Annotated in this window: 23 protein-coding genes and 2 pseudogenes; 18 read left to right on the forward strand and 7 right to left on the reverse strand. The window is 70.2% G+C overall.

Going from position 1 to position 24162, the window contains the following annotated elements; all coding sequences use genetic code 11:
• Positions 1-4: 4 nt before the first annotated feature.
• A complete protein-coding gene (locus tag ACTWP9_RS19070; protein ID WP_443247406.1) occupies positions 5-499 on the forward strand; it encodes a phospholipase A2 in 495 nt (164 codons plus the stop codon).
• On the opposite strand, the gene ACTWP9_RS19075 is transcribed toward ACTWP9_RS19070, so the two are convergent.
• Complete coding sequence (locus tag ACTWP9_RS19075) at positions 496-816, reverse strand: SAM-dependent methyltransferase (protein WP_443247407.1); 321 nt, start codon at positions 814-816, stop codon at positions 496-498. The two genes, ACTWP9_RS19070 and ACTWP9_RS19075, sit on opposite strands and share 4 nt — an antisense overlap.
• On the opposite strand from ACTWP9_RS19075, the gene ACTWP9_RS19080 reads away from it, so the two are divergent.
• Positions 815-1390: a hypothetical protein gene (locus tag ACTWP9_RS19080; RefSeq protein WP_443247408.1), complete on the forward strand. Its 576-nt coding sequence runs from the start codon at positions 815-817 to the stop codon at positions 1388-1390. The genes ACTWP9_RS19075 and ACTWP9_RS19080 overlap by 2 nt on opposite strands.
• A gap of 23 nt (positions 1391-1413) precedes the next feature.
• On the opposite strand, the gene ACTWP9_RS19085 is transcribed toward ACTWP9_RS19080, so the two are convergent.
• Positions 1414-2655, reverse strand: coding sequence for an FUSC family protein (locus ACTWP9_RS19085; protein WP_443247409.1), 1242 nt, complete (start codon positions 2653-2655; stop codon positions 1414-1416).
• Between the two features lie 325 nt (positions 2656-2980).
• On the opposite strand from ACTWP9_RS19085, the gene ACTWP9_RS19090 reads away from it, so the two are divergent.
• The 3 genes from ACTWP9_RS19090 (at position 2981) to dnaK (ending at position 7958) form a co-directional block, all read left to right on the forward strand.
• Positions 2981-5041, forward strand: a complete 2061-nt coding sequence (locus ACTWP9_RS19090; RefSeq protein ID WP_443247410.1) for a phosphocholine-specific phospholipase C — start codon at positions 2981-2983, stop codon at positions 5039-5041.
• A gap of 169 nt (positions 5042-5210) precedes the next feature.
• Positions 5211-5951 carry a L,D-transpeptidase family protein gene (locus ACTWP9_RS19095; RefSeq protein ID WP_443247411.1) on the forward strand — a complete coding sequence of 247 codons (741 nt, stop codon included), beginning with the start codon at positions 5211-5213 and terminating at the stop codon, positions 5949-5951.
• Positions 5952-6086: 135 nt separating this feature from the next.
• Positions 6087-7958 (forward strand): molecular chaperone DnaK, encoded by a 1872-nt coding sequence (gene dnaK, locus ACTWP9_RS19100; protein ID WP_443247412.1) that lies wholly within the window; start codon positions 6087-6089, stop codon positions 7956-7958.
• A gap of 119 nt (positions 7959-8077) precedes the next feature.
• Here dnaK and ACTWP9_RS19105 read toward each other — a convergent pair whose 3' ends face one another.
• From ACTWP9_RS19105 to ACTWP9_RS19120, 4 genes and pseudogenes are all read right to left on the reverse strand, one after another.
• Positions 8078-8701, reverse strand: a complete 624-nt coding sequence (locus ACTWP9_RS19105) for a LysE family translocator (protein WP_443247413.1) — start codon at positions 8699-8701, stop codon at positions 8078-8080.
• A 124-nt stretch (positions 8702-8825) separates the two neighbouring features.
• Positions 8826-8957: pseudogene (locus ACTWP9_RS19110) on the reverse strand (zinc-dependent alcohol dehydrogenase); the annotation flags it as partial.
• 69 nt (positions 8958-9026) lie between these two features.
• On the reverse strand, positions 9027-10583 hold the full coding sequence (locus ACTWP9_RS19115; RefSeq protein WP_443247414.1) for an oxidoreductase: 1557 nt from the start codon (positions 10581-10583) through the stop codon (positions 9027-9029).
• 23 nt (positions 10584-10606) lie between these two features.
• Complete coding sequence (locus ACTWP9_RS19120) at positions 10607-11209, reverse strand: helix-turn-helix domain-containing protein (RefSeq protein ID WP_443247415.1); 603 nt, start codon at positions 11207-11209, stop codon at positions 10607-10609.
• Between the two features lie 92 nt (positions 11210-11301).
• On the opposite strand from ACTWP9_RS19120, the gene ACTWP9_RS19125 reads away from it, so the two are divergent.
• The 5 genes and pseudogenes from ACTWP9_RS19125 to ACTWP9_RS19145 form a co-directional block, all read left to right on the forward strand.
• Positions 11302-12285 (forward strand): NAD(P)/FAD-dependent oxidoreductase, encoded by a 984-nt coding sequence (locus ACTWP9_RS19125; RefSeq protein ID WP_443247416.1) that lies wholly within the window; start codon positions 11302-11304, stop codon positions 12283-12285.
• The gene (locus ACTWP9_RS19130) at positions 12282-13556 is read left to right on the forward strand and encodes an MFS transporter (RefSeq protein ID WP_443247417.1); all 1275 of its coding nucleotides are present in this window, start codon (positions 12282-12284) and stop codon (positions 13554-13556) included. The genes ACTWP9_RS19125 and ACTWP9_RS19130 overlap by 4 nt, the downstream gene beginning before the upstream one ends.
• Before the next feature lie 499 nt (positions 13557-14055).
• Entirely contained in the window at positions 14056-14397 is a 342-nt protein-coding gene (locus ACTWP9_RS19135; RefSeq protein ID WP_443247418.1) for a DUF6191 domain-containing protein, read from the forward strand.
• Positions 14394-14903, forward strand: a complete 510-nt coding sequence (locus tag ACTWP9_RS19140; RefSeq protein WP_443247419.1) for a DUF3995 domain-containing protein — start codon at positions 14394-14396, stop codon at positions 14901-14903. Before ACTWP9_RS19135 ends, ACTWP9_RS19140 begins: the two co-directional genes overlap by 4 nt.
• A 391-nt stretch (positions 14904-15294) precedes the next feature.
• A pseudogene (locus tag ACTWP9_RS19145) lies at positions 15295-15568 on the forward strand (transposase); the annotation flags it as partial.
• A 250-nt stretch (positions 15569-15818) separates the two neighbouring features.
• Here ACTWP9_RS19145 and ACTWP9_RS19150 read toward each other — a convergent pair.
• Entirely contained in the window at positions 15819-17513 is a 1695-nt protein-coding gene (locus tag ACTWP9_RS19150) for an MFS transporter (RefSeq protein WP_443247420.1), read from the reverse strand.
• A gap of 196 nt (positions 17514-17709) precedes the next feature.
• On the opposite strand from ACTWP9_RS19150, the gene ACTWP9_RS19155 reads away from it, so the two are divergent.
• The 8 genes from ACTWP9_RS19155 to ACTWP9_RS19190 all read left to right on the forward strand — a co-directional run bounded on the left by ACTWP9_RS19155 (position 17710) and on the right by ACTWP9_RS19190 (position 24162).
• Complete coding sequence (locus ACTWP9_RS19155) at positions 17710-17928, forward strand: hypothetical protein (RefSeq protein ID WP_443247421.1); 219 nt, start codon at positions 17710-17712, stop codon at positions 17926-17928.
• 59 nt (positions 17929-17987) lie between these two features.
• The gene (locus ACTWP9_RS19160) at positions 17988-18251 is read left to right on the forward strand and encodes a hypothetical protein (protein WP_443247422.1); all 264 of its coding nucleotides are present in this window, start codon (positions 17988-17990) and stop codon (positions 18249-18251) included.
• 74 nt (positions 18252-18325) lie between these two features.
• Positions 18326-18397, forward strand: coding sequence for a putative leader peptide (locus tag ACTWP9_RS19165; RefSeq protein ID WP_443247499.1), 72 nt, complete (start codon positions 18326-18328; stop codon positions 18395-18397).
• 405 nt (positions 18398-18802) lie between these two features.
• Complete coding sequence (ssuE, locus tag ACTWP9_RS19170) at positions 18803-19360, forward strand: NADPH-dependent FMN reductase (protein WP_443247423.1); 558 nt, start codon at positions 18803-18805, stop codon at positions 19358-19360.
• Complete coding sequence (locus ACTWP9_RS19175) at positions 19357-20544, forward strand: SfnB family sulfur acquisition oxidoreductase (RefSeq protein WP_443247424.1); 1188 nt, start codon at positions 19357-19359, stop codon at positions 20542-20544. The genes ssuE and ACTWP9_RS19175 overlap by 4 nt, the downstream gene beginning before the upstream one ends.
• Before the next feature lie 64 nt (positions 20545-20608).
• Positions 20609-21766 carry an LLM class flavin-dependent oxidoreductase gene (locus ACTWP9_RS19180; RefSeq protein WP_443247425.1) on the forward strand — a complete coding sequence of 386 codons (1158 nt, stop codon included), beginning with the start codon at positions 20609-20611 and terminating at the stop codon, positions 21764-21766.
• Positions 21766-22953: an SfnB family sulfur acquisition oxidoreductase gene (locus ACTWP9_RS19185; RefSeq protein ID WP_443247426.1), complete on the forward strand. Its 1188-nt coding sequence runs from the start codon at positions 21766-21768 to the stop codon at positions 22951-22953. Before ACTWP9_RS19180 ends, ACTWP9_RS19185 begins: the two co-directional genes overlap by 1 nt.
• Before the next feature lie 12 nt (positions 22954-22965).
• Positions 22966-24162 carry an acyl-CoA dehydrogenase family protein gene (locus ACTWP9_RS19190; RefSeq protein ID WP_443247427.1) on the forward strand — a complete coding sequence of 399 codons (1197 nt, stop codon included), beginning with the start codon at positions 22966-22968 and terminating at the stop codon, positions 24160-24162.

The raw sequence follows: 24162 nt of genomic DNA on the forward strand, positions 1-24162 counted from the left end.
CACGATGCGCGCGAAGTTCTCAACCACGCTGGCCGCCGGAGTGCTCACCGCCTCCACGATGCTGGGTGCCGCCGTCCCGGGTACCGCCGTCGCGGCCCCCGTCCCGGCCTCCGCCCCGGCCGACTCCGCCGTGCGGGCCGAGGCCGACCGCCTGATGGGGCTCAGCTACCAGGAGTTCGCGAAGGCCCGCCACGTCGCACCGTTCAACTGGACCACCGACGGCTGCTCCGTACCGATCGGCCTCGCCCCCTACAGCGAGGTCTTCCGCCCGGCCTGCGTCCAGCACGACTTCGGATACCGCAACTACGGCCGCGACCACGAGCTGAAGCTGGACCCGACCCGGAAGACGAAGAACTGGATCGACGGCCGCTTCCGCACCGAGATGCGGCGGATCTGCGCCGACCGGTACCCGGAGCAGCGGCGCTTCCACAACTGCCGCAGCGCGGCCGAGACGTACTACCTCGGGGTGCAGATCGGCGGCGACGGAGCCTTCTTCTAGCGCCGCCGGGCCAACCCCGCGAACGTGTTGATGCTCTCCGTGCCCACTGGCGCCCCGCCTTCGGCGGGGCGCCGGTGCTGCATCGGAACGACCCCGGGCTCGACCAACTCGTGGTGCTCGGCGGCGAACAGGGCCGCCACCTCTTCGCGGCAGCGCAGATACATCGGTACGCCGCGGCGGGTGCAGACCGCTCGGCCCGGCCCAAAGTCCCCCCGCCCAGCGGGTGTTCGGGCGTTCGCGGGGTCGCGCGCGGGCGGCTGGGGCATGCTCGGCTGGGGAGCCGGGCACCGGGCCCGCGGCACGGAGGGGGCGTTCATGGGATGGCGGAGCGAGGAGTTCGGCGCGTCGCACGCGGGGTGGGCGGGAGCGCTGCTGGCCGACGGCAGTGAGCCCGGACCGGCGTATCTGGACGTGGGCAGCGGTCCCCGGATGGAGGAGACCGCCGAGTGGTGGGCCTACGACGGCAGGCTGAGCTCCCGGCCGCGGGCCGCCTGGGTGCGGGCGGCGTGCGCGTGCGGCTGGCGGGGCGAGCGCCGGTTCCCCGTCGAGCCGGACCAGTTGGGCGGCCGGGGCGACTTCGACGACTCCGGAGCGCGGCAGGAGTGGAGACGGCACATCCGCGAGGTGGAGCTGCGCTCCGTGCCGCTGCCGGTGGGACTGGCGGAGAAGCTGGAGCAACTGGGCGACGAGTTGTTGGCGCTGGCCGACCAGGCGCCGCTGGCCGCGGTCCGCGCCGTCGGCGAACTGGAGCGCCTCACCGTGGACGTCGGCCATCTGGCGGCCCGGAACATCCACGCCGACGAGATCCCGTGGGACGCGGCGGGGGAGGCGTTGGGCCTGAGCGAACGGGAGGCCAGGTCCCGGATCATCCGCTACAGCCTGCGGCGCTGAGGGGCAGGTGGCGGCCTGCTCCCTCACCGGGCGGCCTGCTCCTGGAGTTCGCCGGACTCCGTGGCCTCCTGGACGGTGTGCCGGAGGATGTCGCAGGAGTGCTGGGCCTCGTCCATCAGCCGGGTGGCCTCCGCCAGGAGGATGCCGTACGGGCGGGAGGGGTCGCCGAGCGGGATCTGCCGGGGGCGCGCGACCAGTTCGCGGTGCTTCTCCTGTGCCGCCTCCGTCGCGCGGCGCAGCTCGTACACCTGGCTGGTGAGCCGCCGGGCTTCGATGTCGCAGAAGTGGCGGACGACCCGGGCGACGGCCTCCAGGAGCGCGGCGTAGTCCCGCAGGAACCCGCGGCACTCCTCGCCGCTCTCGTCCTGCGGCCAGTGGTGCAGCGTCCGTGCCATCGATGTGAGCTGGTAGGTGACGCGTTCCAGCGCGTCGACCAGTTCCTGGTAGCCGGAGAAGTCCTCGTGCCGGGAGCCGGGAAGCAGCAGCCGCGGATTGTAGTACCTGCTCTCCACCGCCATGTGCAGCGCCGAGCGGGCCTGGCCGACCAGCGGTCCCAGTGTGGTGGCGCGCTGCCGCCAGTGCCGGGTGGTCTCCTCGTCCAGGGCGCCTTCGCGCAGTGCCGGGGCGATGTCACCGATGAGATCGCACATCGAGTGGGCCAGGGCGCGAATCCCCTCCTCCGCGCCGCGGTAGCGCATCGGCGGTAGCACCGTGACGTTGATCAGTACGCCGATCCCGCAGCCGATGCCGACCAGTTCGAGGATCTGGCCGAGCTGTTCGACCCGTTGCGGGTTGCCGGTGGCGGAGACGTAGGTGGAGAAGGCGAAGAACGCGGCGGTCGCCACCTGGGTGCCCTGGGAGCCGAGCCGCTGCCAGCGTCCGATGGTCATCGCGATCAGCGCGACCACCACAAAGGTCAGCAGATCGGGCCCGGCCAGAAAACCCAGCACGCCCTGCACGCACACCCCGGCGCAGACGGCGGCCAGATAGCGCAGCGCCTGGAGCAGCGACTGATAGATGGTCACCTGCATGATCAGTACGGCGGAGAACGGCGCGAAGGCCGGGGTCTGCGCCGCCATCAGATCGTGGGCCACGAACCAGGACGCGGCGGCCGCCAGGGTGCTCTTGCCGATGAGCTCCAGGGTGTGCCGCTCGTGTCCCGCCGACGACTTCGCGCGGCTCAGCCATTGCCTGGCCCGTGTCCACCTGCTGTGCTGCGATGCCGCGTGGCCGTCGTCGTGGGACACCTTCGTCTCCTCGGTCATCGGTGGCTCTCCTCACCGCGTCATCGTCGTCCCCTGCGCGCTCCCGGAGGGTTTGCCCGGCAGGTGTCGGAGTGCCCGTTATCGCCCTCGCACCGTGTGTGGCGGCGGTCACTGTGCTGGTTTCCGCCGGTTACGGAACACAGTGCGACGGCGGCCGGTCCGCTCCTCCGGTGCATCTTGGCTGGTGGTATGGGTGGGCGGACCTCTTCACGTCGCCAGATGTTTGCCAACTTGTTCATACAGGTGGCTTCCCTGGGGCTGGTGTTCTTGAAAGACTCTGCCGCGTCCGACGTTTCCGAACACGCCCTGCGAGGTCAGCAGAGACATGCCAGAACTCAACCGGCGCCGGTTCCTCCAGATAGCCGGCGCGACCGCGGGCTTCTCGGCCCTCTCCGGCAGCATCGAACGGGCCGCCGCCATCCCCGCGGCCCGCCGTTCCGGCACGATCGACGACGTCGAGCACATCGTCGTGCTCATGCAGGAGAACCGGTCCTTCGACCACTACTTCGGCACCCTGAAGGGCGTCCGCGGCTTCGGCGACCCGCGCCCGGCCGCGCCGACCGGGAAGCGGACGGTCTGGCAGCAGTCCGACGGCAACAAGGACGTTCTGCCCTACCACCCGGACGCCGAGAACCTGGGCATGCAGTTCATCGCGGGCCTCAACCACGACTGGGCCGGCGGCCACCAGGCATGGCACGAGGGCAAGTACGACCAGTGGATCCCGGCCAAGGGCACCGGCACCATGGCGTATCTGACCCGGAAGGACATCCCCTTCCACTTCGCGCTCGCCGACGCCTTCACCATCTGCGACGCCTACCACTGCTCGATGATCGGCGCCACCGACCCCAACCGCTACTACATGTTCAGCGGCTACTCCGGCAACGACGGCGAGGGCGGCGGCCCGGTACTCGGCAACGAGGAGGCCGGGTACGGCTGGACGACGTATCCGGAGCGGCTGGAGCAGGCCGGTATCTCCTGGAAGATCTACCAGGACATCGGCGACGGCCTGGACGCGGACGGAAAATGGGGCTGGATCGAGGACGCCTACCGGGGCAACTACGGCGACAACTCACTGCTGTACTTCAACAAGTACCGGAACGCCGAGCCCGGCGACCCGCTCTACGACAAGGCCCGCACCGGCACCGACGCCAAGAAGGGCGACGGCTTCTTCGACATCCTCAAGGCCGACGTCAAGGCGGGCAAGCTGCCGCAGATCTCCTGGATCGCGGCGCCCGAGGCGTTCACCGAGCACCCCAACTTCCCCGCCAACTACGGCGCCTGGTACATCTCCCAGGTGCTGGACGCGCTCACCGCCAACCCCGAGGTGTGGGCGAAGACGGCGCTGTTCATCACCTACGACGAGAACGACGGCTACTTCGACCACGTCGTCCCGCCCTACCCGCCGGCCTCCGCGGCCCAGGGCCGGTCCACCGTGGACACCGCGCCGGACTACTACCAGGGCGGCGTCTCCGGCTACGCGCCCGGGCCCTACGGCTTCGGCCAGCGCGTGCCGATGCTGGTCGTCTCGCCCTGGAGCACCGGCGGCTATGTGTGCTCCGAACTGTTCGACCACACCTCCATCCTCCGTTTCATGGAGCGCCGCTTCGGAGTGCACGAGCCCCACATCTCGCCCTGGCGGCGGGCCCTGTGCGGCGATCTGACCTCGGCGTTCGACTTCACCCTCAAGGACACCGACCCGGCCGAACTGCCGGACACCGACGCCTATGAGCCGCCGGACAAGGAGCGGCACGACGACTATGTGCCCAAGCCGCCGGCCAAACCGGTGCTGCCCAAGCAGGAGGCGGGCTCCCGGCCCACCCGTCCGCTGCCGTACGCGCCGCTGGTGGACGGTGCGGCCAAGACGGCGGACGGGAAGTTCACGCTCACCTTCGGCGGCGGCAAGTCAGCGGGCGCCTTCTTCCTCGTCACCTCCGCCAACCGCACCGACGGCCCCTGGACCTACAGCACCGAGGCGGGCAAGCAGCTGTCCGACACCTGGAACACCGCCCACTCCGGCGGCAGCTACGACCTCACGGCGCACGGCCCGAACGGCTTCCTGCGCACCTTCAAGGGCCCGGGCAAGCAGCCGGGCCCGGAGGTGACGGCGCGGCACCTCGCCAAGAGCGGCGACCTCGAGCTGACCCTCACCAACGCGGGCGACACCGACTGCGGTCTCACGGTGGCCAACGCATACGGCGGCGCCAAGGAGACCCACAAGGTGCGCGCGGGAGCCACGGTCGTGCGCACCGTGAGCCTGCGGGACAGCAAGCGCTGGTACGACCTGACCGTCACCTCCGACACGGACGCGGACTGGCAGCGCCGCCTCGTCGGCCACGTCGAGACCGGCGAGGTGGGCGTCAGCGACCCGGCCACGCTGACGGACTGACCTCTCTCGCCGCCCCGCCCCACCCGGAGCCGACCCGCCGCACCCGGAACTCCCCTCCCGCCCGGAACCGCTCCGGGCGGGGAGGGAAAGGGGGAACCCGTGTGCGGCGGTCAGGTGAATCCGCCGGGTTCCGTGCTGCCTGCGCAGCATCGGGGGCAGATGCCCGTGCATGCCACCGAAGAATTTCCCTTTCCCCGCGCGTAAGGCCCAGGTGCCCGCCCTCGCGCTGCTGTTGCTGCTCGGCCTGGCCGAAGCCGCACCCTCCCAGGCGCTCGTCGCCCCGCACTCGGAGGGGGAGGACCAGGGCGAACAACGAGCGTGCTCCATGAGGACCGGCCCGCAACAGCGGCAGGTCGAGAGATATCTGGGTCTCCCGGTGGACGGCCGGCAGTCGCAGCAGGACTGCGCGGCGATCCAGCGGTTCCAGGAGCAGGAGGGCGTGCTGCCCGCGGACGGCTTCGCGTCCCCAGCCACCTATCGGGCGCTGTACGTGCGCTGGGCGGCGGGGCATCCGGAGAAGCTGCTGGCGGACAAGCACTGTCCGCCGGCCCGCGGCCGGGTGGCCTGTCTCGATCTGACCCACCAGGTGATGTGGCTGCTCAAGGGGCGCAAGGTCGTCCTCCGCGCGATGCCGGCCCGCAGCGGCGCCCGAGGGTACGAGACGCGCACCGGCCGGTTCCGTATCGTGCGCCGGGTGCGGTTCGACTACTCGGCCCAGTACCGCCAGAAGATGCCGTTCAGCCAGTACTTCAGCCGCGGCCAGGCTTTCCACGGCACGCACAAGAACATCTACAGCCCGCCCGGCTCCCACGGCTGCGTCAACCTCCGCTACGAGGACGCGGAAAACCTGTGGAGATGGATGCGGATCGGCGACACCGTTCGTATCTGGGGCCGCAAGCCGGCGTCGTGAGGAGCCCTCCACAGGGGCGGGGGCGGATCTGGGTCCGGAAGCGCTCTCACTTGACAGTGGGTGACTCAACTTTTATGCAAGATATAGAGGCACCCGGAGAGCGGCAACGGTGGGGACGCAGGAGAGGAGATTGAGGTGGCACGCGCAGTCGGAATCGATCTCGGTACGACCAACTCGGTGGTCTCCGTCCTGGAGGGTGGCGAGCCCACCGTCGTCACGAATGCGGAAGGCGCCCGGACGACGCCGTCGGTGGTGGCGTTCGCCAAGGGCGGCGAAGTGCTGGTGGGGGAGGTCGCCAAGCGGCAGGCCGTGACCAACGTGGAGCGCACAGCACGCTCGGTGAAGCGGCACGTGGGCGAGCCGGACTGGCGCTTCCCGGCGTCCGGCAGTGTGGACGGCAAGCAGTACACCGCGCAGGAGATCTCCGCGCGGGTGCTGCAGAAGCTCAAGCGGGACGCAGAAGCGTTCCTCGGGGACGAGGTGACGGACGCCGTCATCACCGTGCCCGCCTACTTCAACGACTCCCAGCGCACCGCCACCAAGGAAGCAGGCGAGATCGCCGGGCTGAACGTCCTGCGGATCATCAATGAGCCGACCTCCGCCGCGCTCGCCTACGGACTGGACAAGGAGAACGACCAGACGGTCCTCGTCTTCGACCTGGGCGGTGGCACCTTCGACGTCTCGCTGCTGGAGATCGGCGAGGGCGTCGTCGAGGTGAAGTCCACCTCCGGCGACACCCATCTGGGCGGTGACGACTGGGACCAGCGGGTCGTCGATCATCTGACGAAGCAGTTCAAGAACAACTACGGCGTCGATCTGGCCCAGGACAAGATGGCGGTGCAGCGGCTGCGTGAGGCGGCCGAGAAAGCGAAGATCGAACTGTCCGCCACGACCGAGACGACGATCAACCTGCCGTACATCACCGCCTCGTCCGAGGGGCCGCTGCACCTGGACGAGAGGCTCACCCGCGCGCAGTTCGAGCAGCTGACCTCGGACCTGCTCGAACGGTGCGAAGGCCCGTTCCACAGCGCGGTCCGGGACGCGGGGATCAGCGTCTCCGCCGTCGACCACGTGATCCTGGTCGGCGGTTCGACCAGGATGCCCGCGGTGACGGATCTGGTGAAGAACCTCACCGGCAAGGAACCGCACAAGGGCGTCAACCCGGACGAGGTCGTGGCCATCGGCGCCGCCCTCCAGGCGGGTGTGCTCAAGGGCGAGGTCAAGGACGTCCTGCTGCTGGACGTCACCCCGCTGTCCCTCGGTATCGAGACCAAGGGCGGCGTCATGACCAAGCTGATCGAGCGGAACACCACGATCCCCACCCGGCGCTCGGAGATCTTCACCACCGCCGAGGACAACCAGCCCTCGGTGAACGTGCAGGTCTTCCAGGGCGAGCGGGAGATCGCCGCGTACAACAAGAAGCTCGGCATGTTCGAGCTCACCGGGCTCCCGCCGGCGCCCCGTGGCGTACCGCAGATCGAGGTCGCCTTCGACATCGACGCCAACGGAATCATGCATGTCTCCGCCAAGGACCAGGGGACCGGCAGAGAACAGAAGATGCAGGTCACCGGCGGCTCCAGCCTGCCGAAGGAAGAGATCGACCGCATGATGCGGGAGGCCGAGCAGCACGCCGACGAGGACCGCCGCCGGCGCGAGGCCGCCGAGACCCGCAACCAGGCCGAGACCCTCGTCCACCAGACCGAGAAGTTCCTCGCGGAGAACGAGGACAAGGTCCCCGCGGACACCCGGTCCGAGGTCGAGGCAGCGGTCGGTGACCTCAAGGAGAAGCTGAAGGCGGAGTCCGCCGACAGCGACGACACCGCGGCGATCCGCGCCGCCACCGAGCGCGTCAGTACGGTCAGCCAGAAGCTGGGCCAGGCCATCTACGCAGGCGCCCAGCCCGGCGCCACCCCGGGCCCCGCCGCCCCCGGCCCGGACGGCACCGGTGCGGAGGGCGATGTCGTGGACGCGGAGATTGTCGACGACGACAAGCGCGGCTCGGACTGAGTCTGGAGAGGGGTGCCCCTGCCTGATGTCCGCAGGCTGCGGGTGCGTTGTGGTTCCTCGCGCAGTTCCCCGCGCCCCTTCGGGGCGCGTGCCCCTGCGCTGCCCCATGCCGGGCAAGGTCAGGCGTCGACGGCCAGCCGGATGCCGAGGCCGACCAGGACGGTGCCGGAGATCTGTTCCATCCGGCGCCGTACGGACTGCCGCCGCAGCACTCCGCCGACCCGCCCGGCCAGGGCGATCAACGGCAGGTACCAGATCAGGTCGACCACGACCCAGATCACCGAGAGGGCGAGCAGCGTCGGGAGGACGGGGGCGCCGTCGGGCACGAACTGCGGCAGGAAGGAGACGGCGAACAGGCCCGCCTTGGGATTGGCGAAGTTGGTGACCAGCCCCTGCCAGAACGCCCGCCGGTACGACACCGACGCCGTCTCCACCGGTTCCCCGACCGGCCCCGCGACCCGCCGCGCCTGCCACAGCGCCCGCGCCCCCATCCAGACCAGAACAGCCGCGCCGGTGATCCGTATGACGTCGTAAGCGACCTGCGAGGCCAGCAGCAGGACCGAGAGCCCGCACGCCGCGGCAAGGCCCCACAGCAGCACCCCGCACTCGTTGCCCAGCACCGCGGCCATGCCGGTCCGCCGGCCGTTGACCACCGCACGGCGCAGGATCACCACCGTGCTCGGCCCCGGAACCATGGCGATCAGAAACGCCGCGCCGACGAATGCGGCCAGTGAAGTCAGCATCGAGCCAGCATCGTCAAGCGCCGCCGACCCCCACAAGGCATTTGTCACCTCGGCGAACACGGGCTGATGCAGGTCAGAGCAGTGCCGGGAGCGCAAGGCATTCCGGCTGTCGGCCGAACCCGGCACCTTCCGGAGTCAGGCACTTGACGGCCAGGGCGAGCTGGTCGACGCGGCCGGTGGCCTCGACGGCGATGTCGCACACGTACAGGCCGATGCTGCCGCGGGCGACGATCAGGACGAGTGCTCCGGGGCGGGCCTCGTGCCACTCGACGGTGCGCCGTGCGACATAGGTCAGTTCACGCATCGAGTTGGGCCTGACCCGCGCTCAGTTCTTCTGCAGCGTGCGGGTCACACCCGCGATGACGGCGGTCGTCAGCACCCATCCCAAGGCGATCAGCAGGTAGGCCAGCCACTGGAGGCTGTCGTCCGTCCAGTACCAGGCGGTGCGCTGACCCAGACCACCGATGGGGATCAAGAGGTCGAGCGTGTACACGAGGGGCTGGAACGGGGCACCTTCGTCTCGTTTGACCGGGTTCGGGGAGTGCGCGCCGAAGGACAGCGTGCCCAGCAAGGTCAGCGCGAGGAGCCAGACGCCCGCCAGCCAGGGGCGGTAGCCATAACCGACGGTCGCGTCGAGCAGGTGCCCCCACGCTCGCGCAGCCGCGGGCAACGCGCGGCGCCGGTGACGCTGTTTCGCCAAGAGCACTCGGCGGGCGTCGTCGTCATGGCCGACAGTCCGGTACCAGCTCGCCAACTGCTCGTACGGCTGGGGGCTGTAGCCCGGGCTGCGCCGTATCCACGCCAGGCGGTCGGCCACGGACCGCTGCTGCCCCGCAGCATCGCGGGGCTCGCCTGCCTCGACCACCTTGATGGAGCCGTAGACGAAGCCGTCCAGCTCCACCACATCAGGCCAGCTCTGCTCGCTCTCGTGGAGGTAGGACACCTGCGCGGCCCGCAGGTCCACCGTGCCGGACGGCGGGCGTGCAGGGAGGAAGTCGAAGTCGACGGTCTGCATCAGCAGGGCGACCAAGGCCGGTCGGTCACCGTTGGGTGGCCCGTTGAGGACAGCCCCTTGGAACGACAGATTGTCCGAGACCTGGAGACCGCGCAGATGTACGGTGCCGTTCGCAGTGAATCCCTTGGTGAAGTGGAGTGTTGAGGCCACGGCATTGTCCAGGGCGAGGGCCACGCCGCGCGGGCCAGGGCGCTCCAGTAGTGCGCCCTGCATATGCAGTCCGCCTGGCAGCTGTGCTCCCATGAGACGGAGTTCACCGTGTGCGACGAATCCGTCCTTGCAATAGACGCCGCCCTCCGCGACCAGTCCGCCGGCGGACACGGCCCACTCCTCGGGCGCGATGATCTCGGCGCCGTTGAGGTTGACGGCGCCGCTCACGTGGGCGTTGATGAGCGACAGGGCGGTGATGCTGCGGTGGAAGGGGGAGGCGGAGCCGCCTTCCAGGCGGGAGCGCCGCAGGTCGAGGCGTCCCTCGAGGTGGATCGAGCCCGCTTCCATGCCCGGCACTCGGCTGCCGACGATCGCAATCGACCGGGTCGACGCACCGAAGAGGTCCACGCTTTCCTCGAACCAGCAGTCCTCGAACCAGAGGGGATGGCCGACCTGTACGCCCGCGAGATCGAGGCGTCCGGAAATCCGCGCGCCGGCAAGCCTCAGACACGCCACGGCGCCCGGCTGCACGGTGTTCGCGCCCAGCAGGAGGGCCACGATCACAGCGGCCCTCACCGTCCGCCCCGGGCCCCACTGCCCACCCTCGGCAACACGGTCGTCCTCGGGCACACCCGTGCGTAGGTCCACGCGGCGTCCCTCGGGGAACGCGTCCCACAGCTCACGCTCCGGTGATGTCAACTCATCGTAAGAGAGCACCCATACAGACTAGTGATCTTGCTTCACATTCGCCTCTGCCTGTCGCGAGGGGCCGGCCGGGCTCTGATGTGGGCGCGTTCGCCTTGCCCGCCGAAGAGACTGAGTACCTCGACGCTGCCACGCCCGGTCGAGCCGAACCAATGTGGATGTTGGGTGTCGAACTCGGCGACCTCCCCTGGGCCGAGGAGCACGTCGTAGTCACCGAGAACGAGGCGTAGCCGTCCACTGAGCACGTAGAGCCACTCGTATCCGGCGTGAGTGCGCGGGAACGGCTCGGACTCGCTCGCGGGGATCGTCAACTTGTATGCCTTGGGCTCACCTTGTGTCCTCGACAGCGGGACGATGACGCGGCCGGCTGTTCGCCTCGGTTCCTGTGGCATCCGCGGGTCGACGATGCGCGGGGCGGCGACGATCTCGTCGAGGGGCACCGCCAAGGCGGCAGCGATCGGCAGCAGGAGCTCCAGGCTTGGCTTGCGGTGCCCTGATTCGAGCCGCGACAGGGTGCTCTTGGATACGCCGGTCGTGCGGCTGAGCTCCGCGAGGGAAAGGTTCTTCTTCTCTCGGACCCGGCGCAGGCGGTGCCCGACCTGGCTGAGGGTCGCGTCGATCGCGGGATGAGTCTGCATGGGCCCAGAACACCAGGTCGTTCCAGTTTCAGCAACGCTGGTTGCTGTTCTCGGAGGCGATGGATCACGGTCGTTCATCGGAGGTGACAGTGATGGAAAACCATCGCGATGTTGTGATCATCGGCGCCGGCTCAGCCGGGCTGACTGCGGGGATCGTCCTGGCTCGAGCTCAGGCCGATGTGTTGGTGATCGAGGACGGCAAGCCCAGAAACGCACCGGCCGCGCACATGCACGGATTCGTCTCCCGGGACGGAGTGGCCCCTGCGGAGTTCCTGGCGACCGGGCGAACGGAGGTTGCCCGGTATGGAGGCGAGCTGACGCAGGCACGCGTCGTGGACGCGGCCCGGGGCGACGGGGAGGAGGGATTCGTCGTTGCGCTGGACACCGGGGCGGTGGTGCGTACACGCGCTGTGCTGGTCGCCACGGGGCTGACCGACGAGCTACCCGAACTCGCGGGCATCCGCGAGCTGTGGGGGTCAGCGGTTCACCATTGCCCGCATTGCCACGGGTACGAAGTGCGCGGCCAAGAGCTGGTCGTCATAGGTGGCCCGGTAGCGGCGATGACTCTCCACCAGGCAGCGTTGCTGCGCCGCTACAGCGACCGGGTGACCCTGTGCCCCAACGGCATGGAGGTTTCGGACGTCGACCGCGGCCGACTGCGCGCGTGGGGCGTCCGGATCGTCGACGACACGGTCGCTCGCGTTATCGGCGACAACGGCAGGCTGTCCGGTGTCGAGTTCACCGACGGCAGCGTGCAGCACTGTGACTCGGTGTTCATCGCGCCCCTGCCCCGTCCGAACGACGCGGTCCTTCGTTCACTCGGCTGCGCGTCCGATCCCGCCACGGGACGGGTGGCAGTCGATGCTGCCGGCGCAACCAGCGTGCCCGGCGTCTGGGCAGCCGGCAACGTGACCAACCCGCGCGCACAGGTCATCACGGCTGCCGGTGAGGCATCTGCCGCCGCGATCGCGATGACGGCCTGGCTCCTGGAGCAGGACATCGCCACCGCCGCGGAGCGGGACATCGCCACCGCCGCGGAGCAGGCCGGCACGGAGACGCGGGGTGAGGGCCGATGAACATCGACACCGCCACCCGGCCCGCCGACGCGCGAGCACGTCTCCTGCCGTTCGGGGTGTATCTCCTGGCGTTCAGCCTGTTCGCCATGGGCAGCGCGGAGTTCCTCCTTGCCGGGGTACTTCCTGCGGTAGCCGCCGATATCGAGGTCAGCCTGGCCACTGTGGGTGGGCTGATCACCGCGTTCGCGATCGGGGTCGTCATCGGTGGCCCACCATTCGCGGTCATCAGCCTGCAGTGGCCTCGTCGGACCGCGCTTGTGCTGACCCAACTGGTATTCGCCGGCTGCATCGCCGCGGGGCTGATCCTCGGCAGCTACACCGCGCTGCTGATCACCCGTTTCGTAGCGGGACTCGCCTACGCAGGGTTCTTCGCCGTCGCAGCCGTTACCGCCGTCAGCCTGGTCACCCCCGACCGAGCGGCCCGCGCATCGGGCGTCGTGGTCAGCGGCCTGAGCCTGGCCATGATCCTCGGCGGTCCCGCCGGAACACTCATCGGCTACCGCACCAGCTGGGAAGGCGGATTCTGGCTCGTGGTCGCCCTCACCCTCGTCGCTGCCGCCGCCGTGGCTGTCGCAATGCCCAGAACGGCCGCTGGGCAAGACCCCAGCATCAAACGCGAGCTCCGAACGATGCGCCAGCCCCGCCTGTGGCTCGTTTACGCTGCCACGCTGCTGAGTACGGCGGCGTACATGATCACGTTCAACTACCTCGCCGAGCTTCTCGACCGCGTCACCGGAATCCCCGACACGTGGATCGCGGCCGTCCTCATGCTGTTCGGCCTCGGCGCGTACCTCGGCTTGGCGATCGGTGGCCGCATCTCCGACAGGCGGCCCCACCACGCCCTGGTCGCAGGGTCAGCCGGGATCCTCGTGTGCTCGGTGCTGATCGCCACACTGGCCGAACACGCTGTCGCAGTCATCCCCCTCGTACTGCTTCTCGGCGTGGCCGGATTCGTGCTCAACCCCGCCCTCTACGGTCGGGTTTTCACCATCGCCTCCGACGCGCCCACCCTCGCCGGGGCGACCACGGTGTCCGCCTTCCAACTCGGCATCAGCCTCGTCCCCCTCATGGGCGGCATCGCGCTCAATGCCGACGCGCCCATCACCACCGTCGCGTGGATCGGCGCCGCCCTGGCCGCAGTCACCATCCCCGTCGCACTCTTCGAGCGTGCCACCGCCCACCCGGAGACGCCCCGAATGACCCACACCAATGCGCCTCTCAGCATCGAGGGACGCCGGAGGGTGGTCGAGCGCTGCCGAACCCGGACCTGAAGGTCGGCCGGATCCCTGACGGCGGCGGATGGCGTGCCCACACCCGTGGCTGTCCGGCAGGTCTGCCGAAGCGGGCCTGGTTCCCCGGCAATCCACCCTGCGGGGGATCTCCATGGCGGCGCCTCCGCCGCACGGAGGAAGCGGATCATGCGCCGGCCGGATCCCTGCGCGCTGCGGATCCAGAACAGTCAACCCATGGCAATCAGCGAGACGACGAGTCCAACGACGCCGGTCGAGGGGACCGAGCGGCCTGTGCCGCTCCGGGCAGAGCGCATTGCCCGCGAGATGGGGAGCCACCCCTGTCGGGGGACGTACGACCCTGCCGGGGTGGGTGCCGGAGTGTCCGCGCAAGTGGTCCACGCGCGGACCGATGTCCCGGGCGGGAGTCCCGAGTTCTCCCGGTCCGCACGTCTGATGAGGACGAACCCCACCCGTCCGACGTTTCCCGGCAGTCAACTGTATTGAGGACGATGAGGGACCATCCGTGACGATTTGGCTCATGTCGTTCCCGGCGTTCGCGTGTCTACTGGTCTTGTTCGCTCTGGTGGAGAGCGCGTGGCGATGGTTCACGGGGCTGGGCTTGATGCCGTGGCTACGCAGGCGCACGGGGCGGTCGTTGTCGAACATCGCCTTCGACGAATTCACGGCGGTCGTGAACGGAAACAAGACGGCGGAGCTGGAGCAGCGGCGGGTGGAGCTGCTGCGGCGGGACGACGAGAGCGACGGTGCGCCGCCTCGCTCCAGCATTGACCTGACCAAGGGCACGGCGTTCATCGTGTTGCCGCCGGAAGCGGACGGTCCGTGCGCTGACAGGCGCGACGGCCGTGAGGGCCGGCCGTGAGACGCGAACCGGAGGGCACAGGTGCCCAACCGTCCACGCTGTGGGGGCGTATCGCGTGCTTGTGGGCGGCGGCGTTCGCCGGGTTGCATTTCTACTGGGCCGTCGGCGGTGATGTGGGGCTGAGCATCTCCGCCGGTCCGCTGGCCACCGAGCGCCCGTTGTGGTTCGTCGTAGCCGGTTTGTGGGGTGTGGGCGCGCTCTGCCTCCTCGGCGCCTTGCTGGCATGGCTGCTTGCCGGGTCCAGGCTCCGGGGTGTTCCCGCTCTGCTGGCAAGGTGGCTGGGGTGGGGCGTCAGTGCCCTCCTGCTGGCCCGTGGTATCGGTATCGAGGTGCTGCTGCTGACCAGCACGACGCCCCCGGACGCCTCGGTGAGCGCGGGGCAGCGGGCCTGGACGCTGGCCCTCTGGAACCCCTGGTTCATCGCCGGAGGACTGGCCTTCGGCCTCGCCGCTCTTCGGTCCCGCAGGCATACCGCCGCAGCACCGTCACCCCCGTCCAGACGCTGATCGCTCCGCCAGCCGGCCCACAGCCCTACGCCGTACAGCACGCCCCCGCCCGTACTGGCCCGTACTGAAGTCCTGATCGCCCGAAGCGGTCAACAGCCCCGAGCAAGGGGAACTGTGCCCTGTTCGGCGGGGGTTGGCTGTCGTAACTACGACGAGGTGACTGCCACCGCCGCGGGGACGCTCGACATGGGGGCACAAGGTGCCCCGCGCGGGCACGGTCAGCTGCCGGCGGAGCTTTGCGGCGACCCGGTCGGCCCCGCAGGCGCACTGTGCGGACTCGGCCGACGGGAGCCACTGGGAGGGGGCCTTGCGCGGACCGCAGAATCACCGGAGGGGCTGACCGGCGGTCACCTGTCGCTGCACGCCCTCCCGAACGTAGGGCGGTGGCCGCAGTCGTACTGCGGGACGCACCGAGAACCGCCAGGTCGAGGCGTTCGACGCGTACGCCTCCCGCCGCGGCCGGACGCTGGTGGGCGGCCGGGAGCTATCCGCTGAAGTCCTGGACGTGTGACCGCGAGCGGTGCCGAGCGGCGAAGGTGCCCGACGGTCGTGGTTGCGCCACCAAGACCGAGCTGGCCCGGATCCTGGTCGCCCGGGCACCGGCCTCGCAGCTGCCCAGCTCCAGGGTGACCGCGGATGCTCTCCATGGTCACGATCGGCACTTCCCGGCGCATCGGCGTTTCGCAGACGGCGCAGATGGCGCAGACGGCGCACGCAGCGCCGGGCGGTCCCCGACGACGAACGTCCTCCTGGTACGCAGTCAGTGCTGCCGCGCTCTGAGCTTGGGAATCACGGGCGGTTCACCAACAGCTGCGCCCTGGCCTGGCCTGGCCTGGCCGTATGGCGACTCGCGGGCTGCGGCTCGGCGCTCTGCGATGACCGGTGTCGACTGCGGTTCGCCGGACGTTCCTCCAGTTAGTCGATCGACACCTCGACGGCCCACCGTGTGCCGGTGAACGGCTTGTCGGTGTTGGGGGCGAGACCTACGGTTCCATCTTGAGTGTGACCGTCCAGGAACCGGTTGCCCTCCACATCCCCCAGGCACTTGACGGTGGTAACGCCGTTGCTGTTTCGGACGGCCTTCCACCGGGTGCCGGTGAACAGTTCGATCCGGCGGTCGGGAATCTTCATGGCCACATCATGGGCTACGCGTGACGTTCCGGAACACGCGGCGGCATTCCGCGACGTGAGCGCGGACCGGCACGGCTCGGGCCGCCGCCGAGGGCGACACGACCTCCCGTGCGGGATGGCTACCGATTCGCGGAGGCCGGGGTGCGTTGCGCAGGGAACTCGGCGGAGTGGGTCCGGCCGGATGCGCGAGGTCGCCCAGACGCTGACGGCCGCGGTGGTCGCGAGATATCCGCAGGCGATCCATGGTGTGCCATGGCCCAGAGCCAGGAACGTCGTCATGAGCAGGGGCGTGATGCCGGAGGCGAAGACACCGGACAGCTGGTAGACGACGGACATGCCCGTGTAGCGCACCTCCGGCGGGAAGAGGGCGGCGAAGAGTGTGCCTTGTGCTCCGTAGAAGTAGGCGTGGACCACTCCCAGCGTCACCGCGAGCGTCACGGCGAATCCCCAGCTCCCGGTGGACCGGAACAGCAGAAAGGCGGGGAACACGGAGAGCCCGAACAGGGCGATGCCGGTCATGTACGTCCGGCGCGCGCCCTGCCGGTCCGCCAGGGAACCGGACAGCGGGATCAGCACGGCCATCAGCAGCGCGGCGAAGGTGACGGCGAGCAGGACCGAGGTGCGCGGCAGCTTCAGCGACGAGGTGGCGTAGGAGATTGCGAAAACACCCCAGGTGTTGAACGCGGCGCCCTCACCCCACCTGGCCGCCATCCCGAGCATGGTGTGGCGCCTGGTTCCGCGGTCCCGCAGCAGCTGGGCCAGCGGAATCCGTGCCGCCGCCCGGCGCTGCTCGATCTGCTGGAAGGCCGGGGTCTCGTCGACCTTCAGCCGCACGGCGATACCGAGCACGACGAGCAGCAGGCTCACGAGGAAGGCCACCCGCCAGCCGTAGGCAAGGAACGCCTCGTCGCTGAGCACGTTGCTGAGCAGGGCGAAGGCGCCGGTTCCCAGCGCCAGTCCCAGGGCCAGCCCGATCTGCGGGTAACTGCCGAAGCGACCCTTGCGGCCGGCCGGGCCGTGCTCGACGGCGAGCAGCACAGCGCCTGCCCACTCCCCGCCGAGCGCCACTCCCTGGGCGACGCGGAGGACGAGCAGGAGGGCCGGGGCCCAGATGCCGGCCGTCTCGTAGGTGGGCAGCAGGCCGATGAGTGCGGTGGAGCCGCCCATCACGCCCATGGTGACGGCGAGGGTCCGTTTCCTGCCCATCCTGTCGCCGATGTGTCCGAAGAGCAGGCCACCGACGGGTCGCGCCAGGAAGCCGACCGCGAAGGTGGCGAAGGAGAGGATGGTTCCGACGGTGTCGTTGCCGGTGGGGAAGAACAATTTGCCGAAGACGAGGCCGGCGGCGGTGGAGTAGAGGAAGAAGTCGTACCACTCCACCGTGGTGCCCAGGAGACTGGAGAGCACCACCGTACGAAGGCGCCGCCGGGTGGTGTGCTCGTCGGTGGGGGTCGGGGAGGTGAGCGGAGTTTCGGGCATGGTGGGACTACCGTTTCGTTGCACGCGTGGGCGCGCCGCTGCCGCTGTGACGACGGGGACGGTGCGTGCGGCGCGGGGCTGCGAAGAGGGCTGAGAGAGGGCTGAGGTGGGACGCGGCGCGCGGCTGTGCACGCACCCTTATTCGGCGGGCGCGGCCGGGAGAGAGGGACGAGAACCTGATCCCTGCGGTGGGCGGATGAGCGCGACGGACGGGGACGCGAGGACGCCCCGGGTGAGCGGGCTCATCGCCGCAAAGGTTGTCATGGGACCAGAGGTGGTCATAGGACCGGGGCGGGGCAAACCTGCCTGGAATCCCGGATCAGAGGCGACAACAGGCGCTGCACTGGCGGCACAGATCGACATGGAGCCGTCCCACGAGGTGGAGACGGACCACAAGCCGGCCGACGGCGTCTGACATGGCTGACAGTATGGTCGGCTGCCCTCCGCCGCTCAAGGTGCGACCGGAGCGATCTCATGGACTGGGACAGTGCGGTCGCAGAAGAAGCCGGTCAGTGGTGGCGCCTCTCCGTTGAGGAGGTAGTCGCCCACCACGCGTGCCTTGTGGGCGATCGGATTGTGGCTGTCGTCCACCACCTCACCGACCGGGTGCTGGTGTTCAAGGACGGACAGGTGGCGGAGCGCGGCGATGTGGAGGAGGTCTTCACCGCCCCCGACCACCCCTATACACGTGACCTGTTGGCCTCGCTGCCGGGCCGGTGGCTGCGGAAGGCGTCCTGAACAGGCCGTCCGGGATGTGGAATCGCAACGGGCTCGCCTTGACCGGCCGGACTCCCACTGGTTCTATCGGTCCTATGAAGCAACAGGAATTCACGCGTCGACGCCACGTCGACCTTGCGCGCGTCTCCAGCGCGACCTGTTGCTGAGGGCCTGAACGAGCCCCGGAACCAGCTTTTCCGGGAGTGCTCGGCCCCGACCGGGGCCCTGATCAGACGCCCCCCTGGCGTCCCTTCCTGACATCACCGCCCCCGGGCACTCCGCCACATCACATCCCGGGCATTCCGTTGCCGTGATCCCGGATCATCCGGTCTCCCGCCGCTCCCTCTCGTCTCTTCGCGACTGACATCCCCACGCGCCCGCGGTCATCCCTGCGCGCCCCGTCGTCCGTACGGCAGTGCGGGGGTGACGGCTGCTGATCCGCTCTGCCCGCATGCCCCGTCCCGGGGCTCCGTGCCTTCGGTGCCGACCCCTCCCCGGCGTCGCCCACCCGACTGGTCCACCCGCCCACCGGCTCCTACGCGAGCCTGTCCCTCACCGCAGAAGGGGCCCGCATGGCCACCGTCCTGTCCGTCTCCGGAAGTCCGTCCGCCACGTCCCGCACCGCCCGGCTGCTGCGCCACCTGGACGGTCGGCTCGCGGCCCAGGGGCACGAGGTGATCCCGCTGGACGTCCGCACCCTGCCCGCCGAGCCGCTGCTCGGCGCCGACTTCCAGCACCCCGCCATCGCCCGGGCCGCCGCCCTCTTCGCCGGGGCGGACGGTGTCGTGATCGGCACGCCCGTCTACAAGGCGGCCTACTCCGGTCTGCTGAAGTCCCTGCTCGACCTGCTTCCGCAGTACGCCCTCACGGGCAAGACGGTGCTTCCCCTGGCCACCGGCGGCAGCACGGCCCATGTCCTGGCCATCGACTACGCGCTGCGCCCGGTGCTCAGCTCCATGGGCGCCGCCCACATCGTCCAGGGGTGGTTCACCCTCGACAAGGACATCACGACGAGCGACGACGGCACCCTGACTGTGGCTCAGGGCTCATCGGAGGGCCTCGATCAGGTCGTCGGCCAGTTCTCCGCCGCCCTCGGCGGCCGGGCGTCCGTGCTGGCGGCTGCCGGATGACCGCCGTGGCGCGCATCGCCGACGACGCCCAAGCGCTCGCCGTCGCCGCGGAACTGGCCGCTCAGTTCCGCAAGGACGCCGCGGAACGCGACGCCCGGCGCCGGCTTCCGCGCACCGAACTGGACCGGCTGACCGCCTCCGGCCTGCTGGCCCTGACCGTGCCCGCGGAGTTCGGGGGCGCCGACGTGCGCAGCGTCACGCTCGCCGAGATCTTCCGGCTGCTGGCCGCCGCCGACGCCAGCCTCGCCCAGATACCGCAGAGCCACTTCGTGTATGTGAACGTGCTGCGCCGCCAGGGGACCCCGGACCAGCGGGAGTTCTTCTTCCGCGAGGTCCTGGCAGGGAAGAGGTTCGGCAACGCCCAGTCCGAGGCGGGTACCCGGCACGTCCAGGACATCCGCACCCGCCTCGACCGCCAGGCCGACGGCTCGTACGTGCTGACCGGCGTCAAGCACTACTCCACCGGTGCCCTGTTCGCCGACTGGATTCCCGTGCTGGCCCGGACGGAGGACGACAGTCTGCACGTCGCCTACGTGCCGCGAGACGCGCCCGGAGTGACGGTCGACGACGACTGGGACGGCATGGGCCAGCGCACCACCGCCAGCGGAACGGTCCGCCTGGATGCGGTGGCCGTCCCTGCCGACCGGGTCGTCCCGCACCACCTGACCTTCGCAGGCCCGCAACTCCACGGCGCCGTCGCCCAGCTGCTGCACGCCGCCATCGACACGGGGATCGCCTCCGGGGCACTGGCGGAGGCCGTGGAGTTCGTCCGTACCAAGAGCCGCCCGTGGTTCGAGAGCGGTTTCGAGACCGCTGCCGAGGACCCGCTGCTGATCCAGCGGTTCGGCGAGCTGTCGATCCAGGTTCGGTCCGCCGAGGCGCTGCTCGGCGCCGCCGCGCGCTCCGTTGACGCCGCCCGGGACGACCTGACCGACGACACGGCTGCTGCGGCGTCGGTCGCCGTGGCCACGGCGAAGGTGTCGGCCGCGAACGCCGCGGTGGAGGTCGCGAGCGCCCTCTTCGAGGTCTCCGGCACCCGCTCGGCGCTGGATTCCCTCGGCCTCCACCGCCATTGGCGGGACGCCCGAACGCACACCCTGCACGACCCCTCCCGCTGGAAGGTCCAGCACATCGGCCGTTACGTCCTCAACGGCACCCGGCCGCCCCGCCACGGCCTGCTCTGAAGACCGCAGTCCGACCGTCACGCGCACTGCCCGTCACGCGCACCGTCTCGAATGGAGTCCCACCGTGAGTCTCGTCTTCCACTGGTTCCTGCCCACCAACGGCGACAGCCGCCATGTCGTCGGCGGCGGCCACGGCACCCCGGTCACCGCTGCCGGAGGTGACCGCCCGCCGGAGGTCGGCTACCTCAGCCAGATCGCCCGAGCTGCGGAGGACCTCGGCTTCGTGGGGGCCCTGACCCCCACCGGCGCCTGGTGCGAGGACGCCTGGCTCACCACGGCCATGGTCAGCCAGCGCACCGAGCGGCTGAAGTTCCTCGTCGCCTTCCGGCCGGGTTTCGTCTCGCCCACCCTCGCCGCGCAGATGGCGTCCACCTACCAGCGGCAGACCGGGGGCCGGCTGCTGCTCAACATCGTCACCGGCGGGGAGAGCCATGAGCAGCGCGCGTACGGCGACTTCCTCGACAAGGACGCCCGGTACGCCCGCACAGGAGAGTTCCTGGACGTCGTGACCCGGCTGTGGCAGGGCAAGACGGTCGATCTTGCGGGGCAGCACCTGAGCGTGGAGGACGCGAAGCTGGCCCGGCTCCCCGAACCCGTGCCCGAGGTGTACTTCGGCGGCTCCTCACCCGCAGCGGGCCAGGTGGCGGCCCGCCACGCGGACGTCTACCTCACCTGGGGCGAGCCGCCGGCCGCCGTGGCGGAGAAGATCGCCTGGATCCGGGGGCTCGCCGCCGAGCAGGGCCGGACCATCCGGTTCGGCATCCGGCTGCACGTCATCACCCGGGACCGCTCCGAACAGGCGTGGGCGGAGGCGCAGCGACTGCTGGACGGCTTCGACCCGGAGACCGTACGCAGCGTCCAGGCGGGGCTCGGAAACAGCGAGTCCGAGGGCCAGCAGCGGATGCTCGCCCTGCACGGCGGCAGCAGCCACAACGGCCTGGAGATCCACCCCAACCTCTGGGCCGGGATCGGGCTGGTCCGCGGCGGCGCCGGGACGGCGCTGGTGGGCAGCCACACCGAGGTCGCCGACCTGATCGAGGAGTACCGGTCCGTCGGCATCGAGGAGTTCGTGCTCTCCGGCTACCCGCACCTGGAGGAGGCGTACTGGTTCGGTGAGGGCGTGCTGCCACTGCTGCGCCGGCGGGGCCTGTGGAGCCACCCCTCCCGCACCGACGACCGGCCCGCCGCGCAGGTACCGTTCGCGGGCGCCGGGAGCTCGTGATGGCCCACGTGATCACGAGTGAGGCGGAGGCGATCGCCATCGCCGCAGAGCTGGCCGGCACGTTCGCCCGTGGGTCGGCGCTGCGCGACGCCGGACGCGTCCTCCCGCGCGCCGAACTCGACCAGCTCTCCCAGTCGGGGCTGCTGGGCATCACCGTGCCCCGCGCCCATGGCGGTGCCGAGGTCGGTGCCCGCGCTCTCGGCGAGGTCATCCGCCTGCTGTCGGCCGCCGACGCCAGCATCGGGCAGATCCCGCAGAACCACTTCTTCTTCGTGGAGGTGCTGAAGGAGAACGGGACGGCCGGGCAGCGCGACTTCTTCTACGCGGAACTGCTGGCCGGGCGCAGGTTCGGCAACGCCCTCGCTGAGAAAGGCACCAAGCACGCCCTGGAGTTCGCCACCCGGCTCTCGCCGGATCCCCCGGGCAGCGGCTTCCGGCTGACCGGCGTCAAGAACTACGCCACCGGTGCGCTGTTCGCCCACTGGATCCCGGTCTTCGCCCTCGGCCCCGATGACCGCCTCACCGCCGTGTTCCTGCCGCACGACGCGCCCGGTGTCACGGTCATCGACGACTGGGACGGCATCGGCCAGCGCACCACCGCCAGCGGCACCGTACGGCTCCAGGACGTGTACGTCCCCGAGGACCGGGTGGTGCCGCATCACCTCACCTTCGAGCGGCCCGAAGTGTTCGGCGCATTCGGCCAGTTCATCCACGCGGCCGTCGATACGGGCATTGCCCGCGCCGCGCTGGAGGAGGGCGGACAGCTGGTCCGTGACATCGCCCGGCCCTGGGGGGAGTCAGGGGCCGACCGGGCGAGCGAGGAGCCGCTGGTGATCCAGAAGTTCGGCGAACTCGCCCTGCTCGTACGGGCCGCCGAGGCACTGCTCGACCACGCCGGGGCCGCCATCGACGCGGCCCGCCGCGCGCCGGCCGACGAGCGGCCGGCCGCGGAGGCGTCGGTCGCGGTCACCGCCGCCCGCGCCCAGGCCGACGCGGCAGCCCTCACCGTCTCCAGCGACGTCTTCGCCCTCATCGGCACCCGGTCGGCGCTGCGCGGCGGCAACTTCGACCGGCACTGGCGCAACGCCCGCACCCACACGCTGCACGACCCGCGCCGCTGGAAGATCCAGCACCTCGGGAACCACGCCCTCAACGGCGTCAACCCGCCCGCCAACGGCATTGTCTGAGGAACCACATCCATGACCACGCTTGCACCACCCACCACGCACGACGAATGGGTCGCCACCGCTCAAGTGGTCGCCGCCGACCTCGCCGCGGACGCCGTCCTCCGGGACCAGGCCAACCAGCCGCCCTTCGACGAGGCCGAACGCCTCCGCGAGGCCGGGCTGCTCACCCTTCTCATCCCCACCGAGTGCGGCGGCGGGGGAGCGGACTGGCGCACCGCCTACGCCGTCATCCGCGAGATCGCCGCAGCGGACGGCTCGATCGGCCAGCTCATCGGTTACCACTACCTCCTCTCCTGGAACGTCCGCTTCTTCGGCAGTGCCGCCCACACCGAGCGCGTCGAGCGCGCCGCCGCCGAGGGCCGCTGGCTGTGGGGCGGCGCCTTCAATCCCCGTGACCCCGATGTCGTCCTCACCCCGGACGGGGACGGCTTCCGGCTCGACGGGCACAAGAGCTTCGCCACCGGAGCCCGGGTCGCCGACCGGCTCGTGGCGGGGACCACCCGCGCGGACACGGGGGAGCCCGTGGTCGTCCTCGTCGATCCGGCCCACCAGGGGGTGGTACGCAACGACGACTGGGACAACTTCGGGCAGCGGCTCTCGGCCAGCGGCAGCGTGGAGTTCCACGCCGTGCCGGTCGCTGCCGGTGACATCCTGGGCTCCCTTTCCCAGGACGACGGAGCGCTGTCCCCCTTCGCCACCCTGGTGACCCCGGCCATCCAGCTGGTGTTCGTCCACTTCTACCTCGGCATCGCCGAGGGAGCACTTGCCGCCGCGGCCGACTACACCCGCACCACCACCCGGCCCTGGCTGCTGTCCGGGGTGGAGTCGGCCACCCAGGACCCGTACGTACTCGCCACCTACGGCGAACTCGCCGTCGCTGCCCGCGCCGCCCGCGCCCTGGCCGACCAGGCGGCCGAGACCGTCCAGAGCGGGCTGGACCGTGGCCACGACCTGACCGGGAACGAGCGCGGCGAGATCGCCGCCGCCGTCGCCACCGCCAAGGTCGCCGCAACCAAGGCGGCCCTCGACATCACCGCCCGGATCCTCGAGGTGACCGGTGCACGCTCCACTGCGACCGCGTACGGCTTCGACCGGTTCTGGCGCAACGCCCGCACCCACACGCTGCACGACCCCGTCGCCTACAAGCTCCGCGAAGTCGGCGACCACTTCCTCAACGGCACCCACCCGCCGTTCACCCTGTACACGTAA

This window comes from Streptomyces sp. 3N207, from assembly GCF_052246355.1.
Classification (GTDB): domain Bacteria; phylum Actinomycetota; class Actinomycetes; order Streptomycetales; family Streptomycetaceae; genus Streptomyces.

Bases quoted from the DNA above. Each gene is read 5' to 3' on its own strand.
- ACTWP9_RS19070 (WP_443247406.1), top strand. From the start codon at position 5: ATGCGCGCGAAGTTCTCAACCACGCTGGCCGCCGGAGTGCTCACCGCC.
- ACTWP9_RS19080 (WP_443247408.1), top strand. From the start codon at position 815: ATGGGATGGCGGAGCGAGGAGTTCGGCGCGTCGCACGCGGGGTGGGCG.
- ACTWP9_RS19075 (WP_443247407.1), bottom strand. From the start codon at position 816: ATGAACGCCCCCTCCGTGCCGCGGGCCCGGTGCCCGGCTCCCCAGCCG.
- ACTWP9_RS19085 (WP_443247409.1), bottom strand. From the start codon at position 2,655: ATGACCGAGGAGACGAAGGTGTCCCACGACGACGGCCACGCGGCATCG.
- ACTWP9_RS19090 (WP_443247410.1), top strand. From the start codon at position 2,981: ATGCCAGAACTCAACCGGCGCCGGTTCCTCCAGATAGCCGGCGCGACC.
- ACTWP9_RS19095 (WP_443247411.1), top strand. From the start codon at position 5,211: ATGCCACCGAAGAATTTCCCTTTCCCCGCGCGTAAGGCCCAGGTGCCC.
- ACTWP9_RS19105 (WP_443247413.1), bottom strand. From the start codon at position 8,701: ATGCTGACTTCACTGGCCGCATTCGTCGGCGCGGCGTTTCTGATCGCC.
- ACTWP9_RS19120 (WP_443247415.1), bottom strand. From the start codon at position 11,209: ATGCAGACTCATCCCGCGATCGACGCGACCCTCAGCCAGGTCGGGCAC.
- ACTWP9_RS19125 (WP_443247416.1), top strand. From the start codon at position 11,302: ATGGAAAACCATCGCGATGTTGTGATCATCGGCGCCGGCTCAGCCGGG.
- ACTWP9_RS19130 (WP_443247417.1), top strand. From the start codon at position 12,282: ATGAACATCGACACCGCCACCCGGCCCGCCGACGCGCGAGCACGTCTC.
- ACTWP9_RS19135 (WP_443247418.1), top strand. From the start codon at position 14,056: ATGTCGTTCCCGGCGTTCGCGTGTCTACTGGTCTTGTTCGCTCTGGTG.
- ACTWP9_RS19150 (WP_443247420.1), bottom strand. From the start codon at position 17,513: ATGCCCGAAACTCCGCTCACCTCCCCGACCCCCACCGACGAGCACACC.
- ACTWP9_RS19155 (WP_443247421.1), top strand. From the start codon at position 17,710: ATGAGCGCGACGGACGGGGACGCGAGGACGCCCCGGGTGAGCGGGCTC.
- ACTWP9_RS19160 (WP_443247422.1), top strand. From the start codon at position 17,988: ATGGACTGGGACAGTGCGGTCGCAGAAGAAGCCGGTCAGTGGTGGCGC.
- ssuE (WP_443247423.1), top strand. From the start codon at position 18,803: ATGGCCACCGTCCTGTCCGTCTCCGGAAGTCCGTCCGCCACGTCCCGC.
- ACTWP9_RS19175 (WP_443247424.1), top strand. From the start codon at position 19,357: ATGACCGCCGTGGCGCGCATCGCCGACGACGCCCAAGCGCTCGCCGTC.
- ACTWP9_RS19185 (WP_443247426.1), top strand. From the start codon at position 21,766: ATGGCCCACGTGATCACGAGTGAGGCGGAGGCGATCGCCATCGCCGCA.
- ACTWP9_RS19190 (WP_443247427.1), top strand. From the start codon at position 22,966: ATGACCACGCTTGCACCACCCACCACGCACGACGAATGGGTCGCCACC.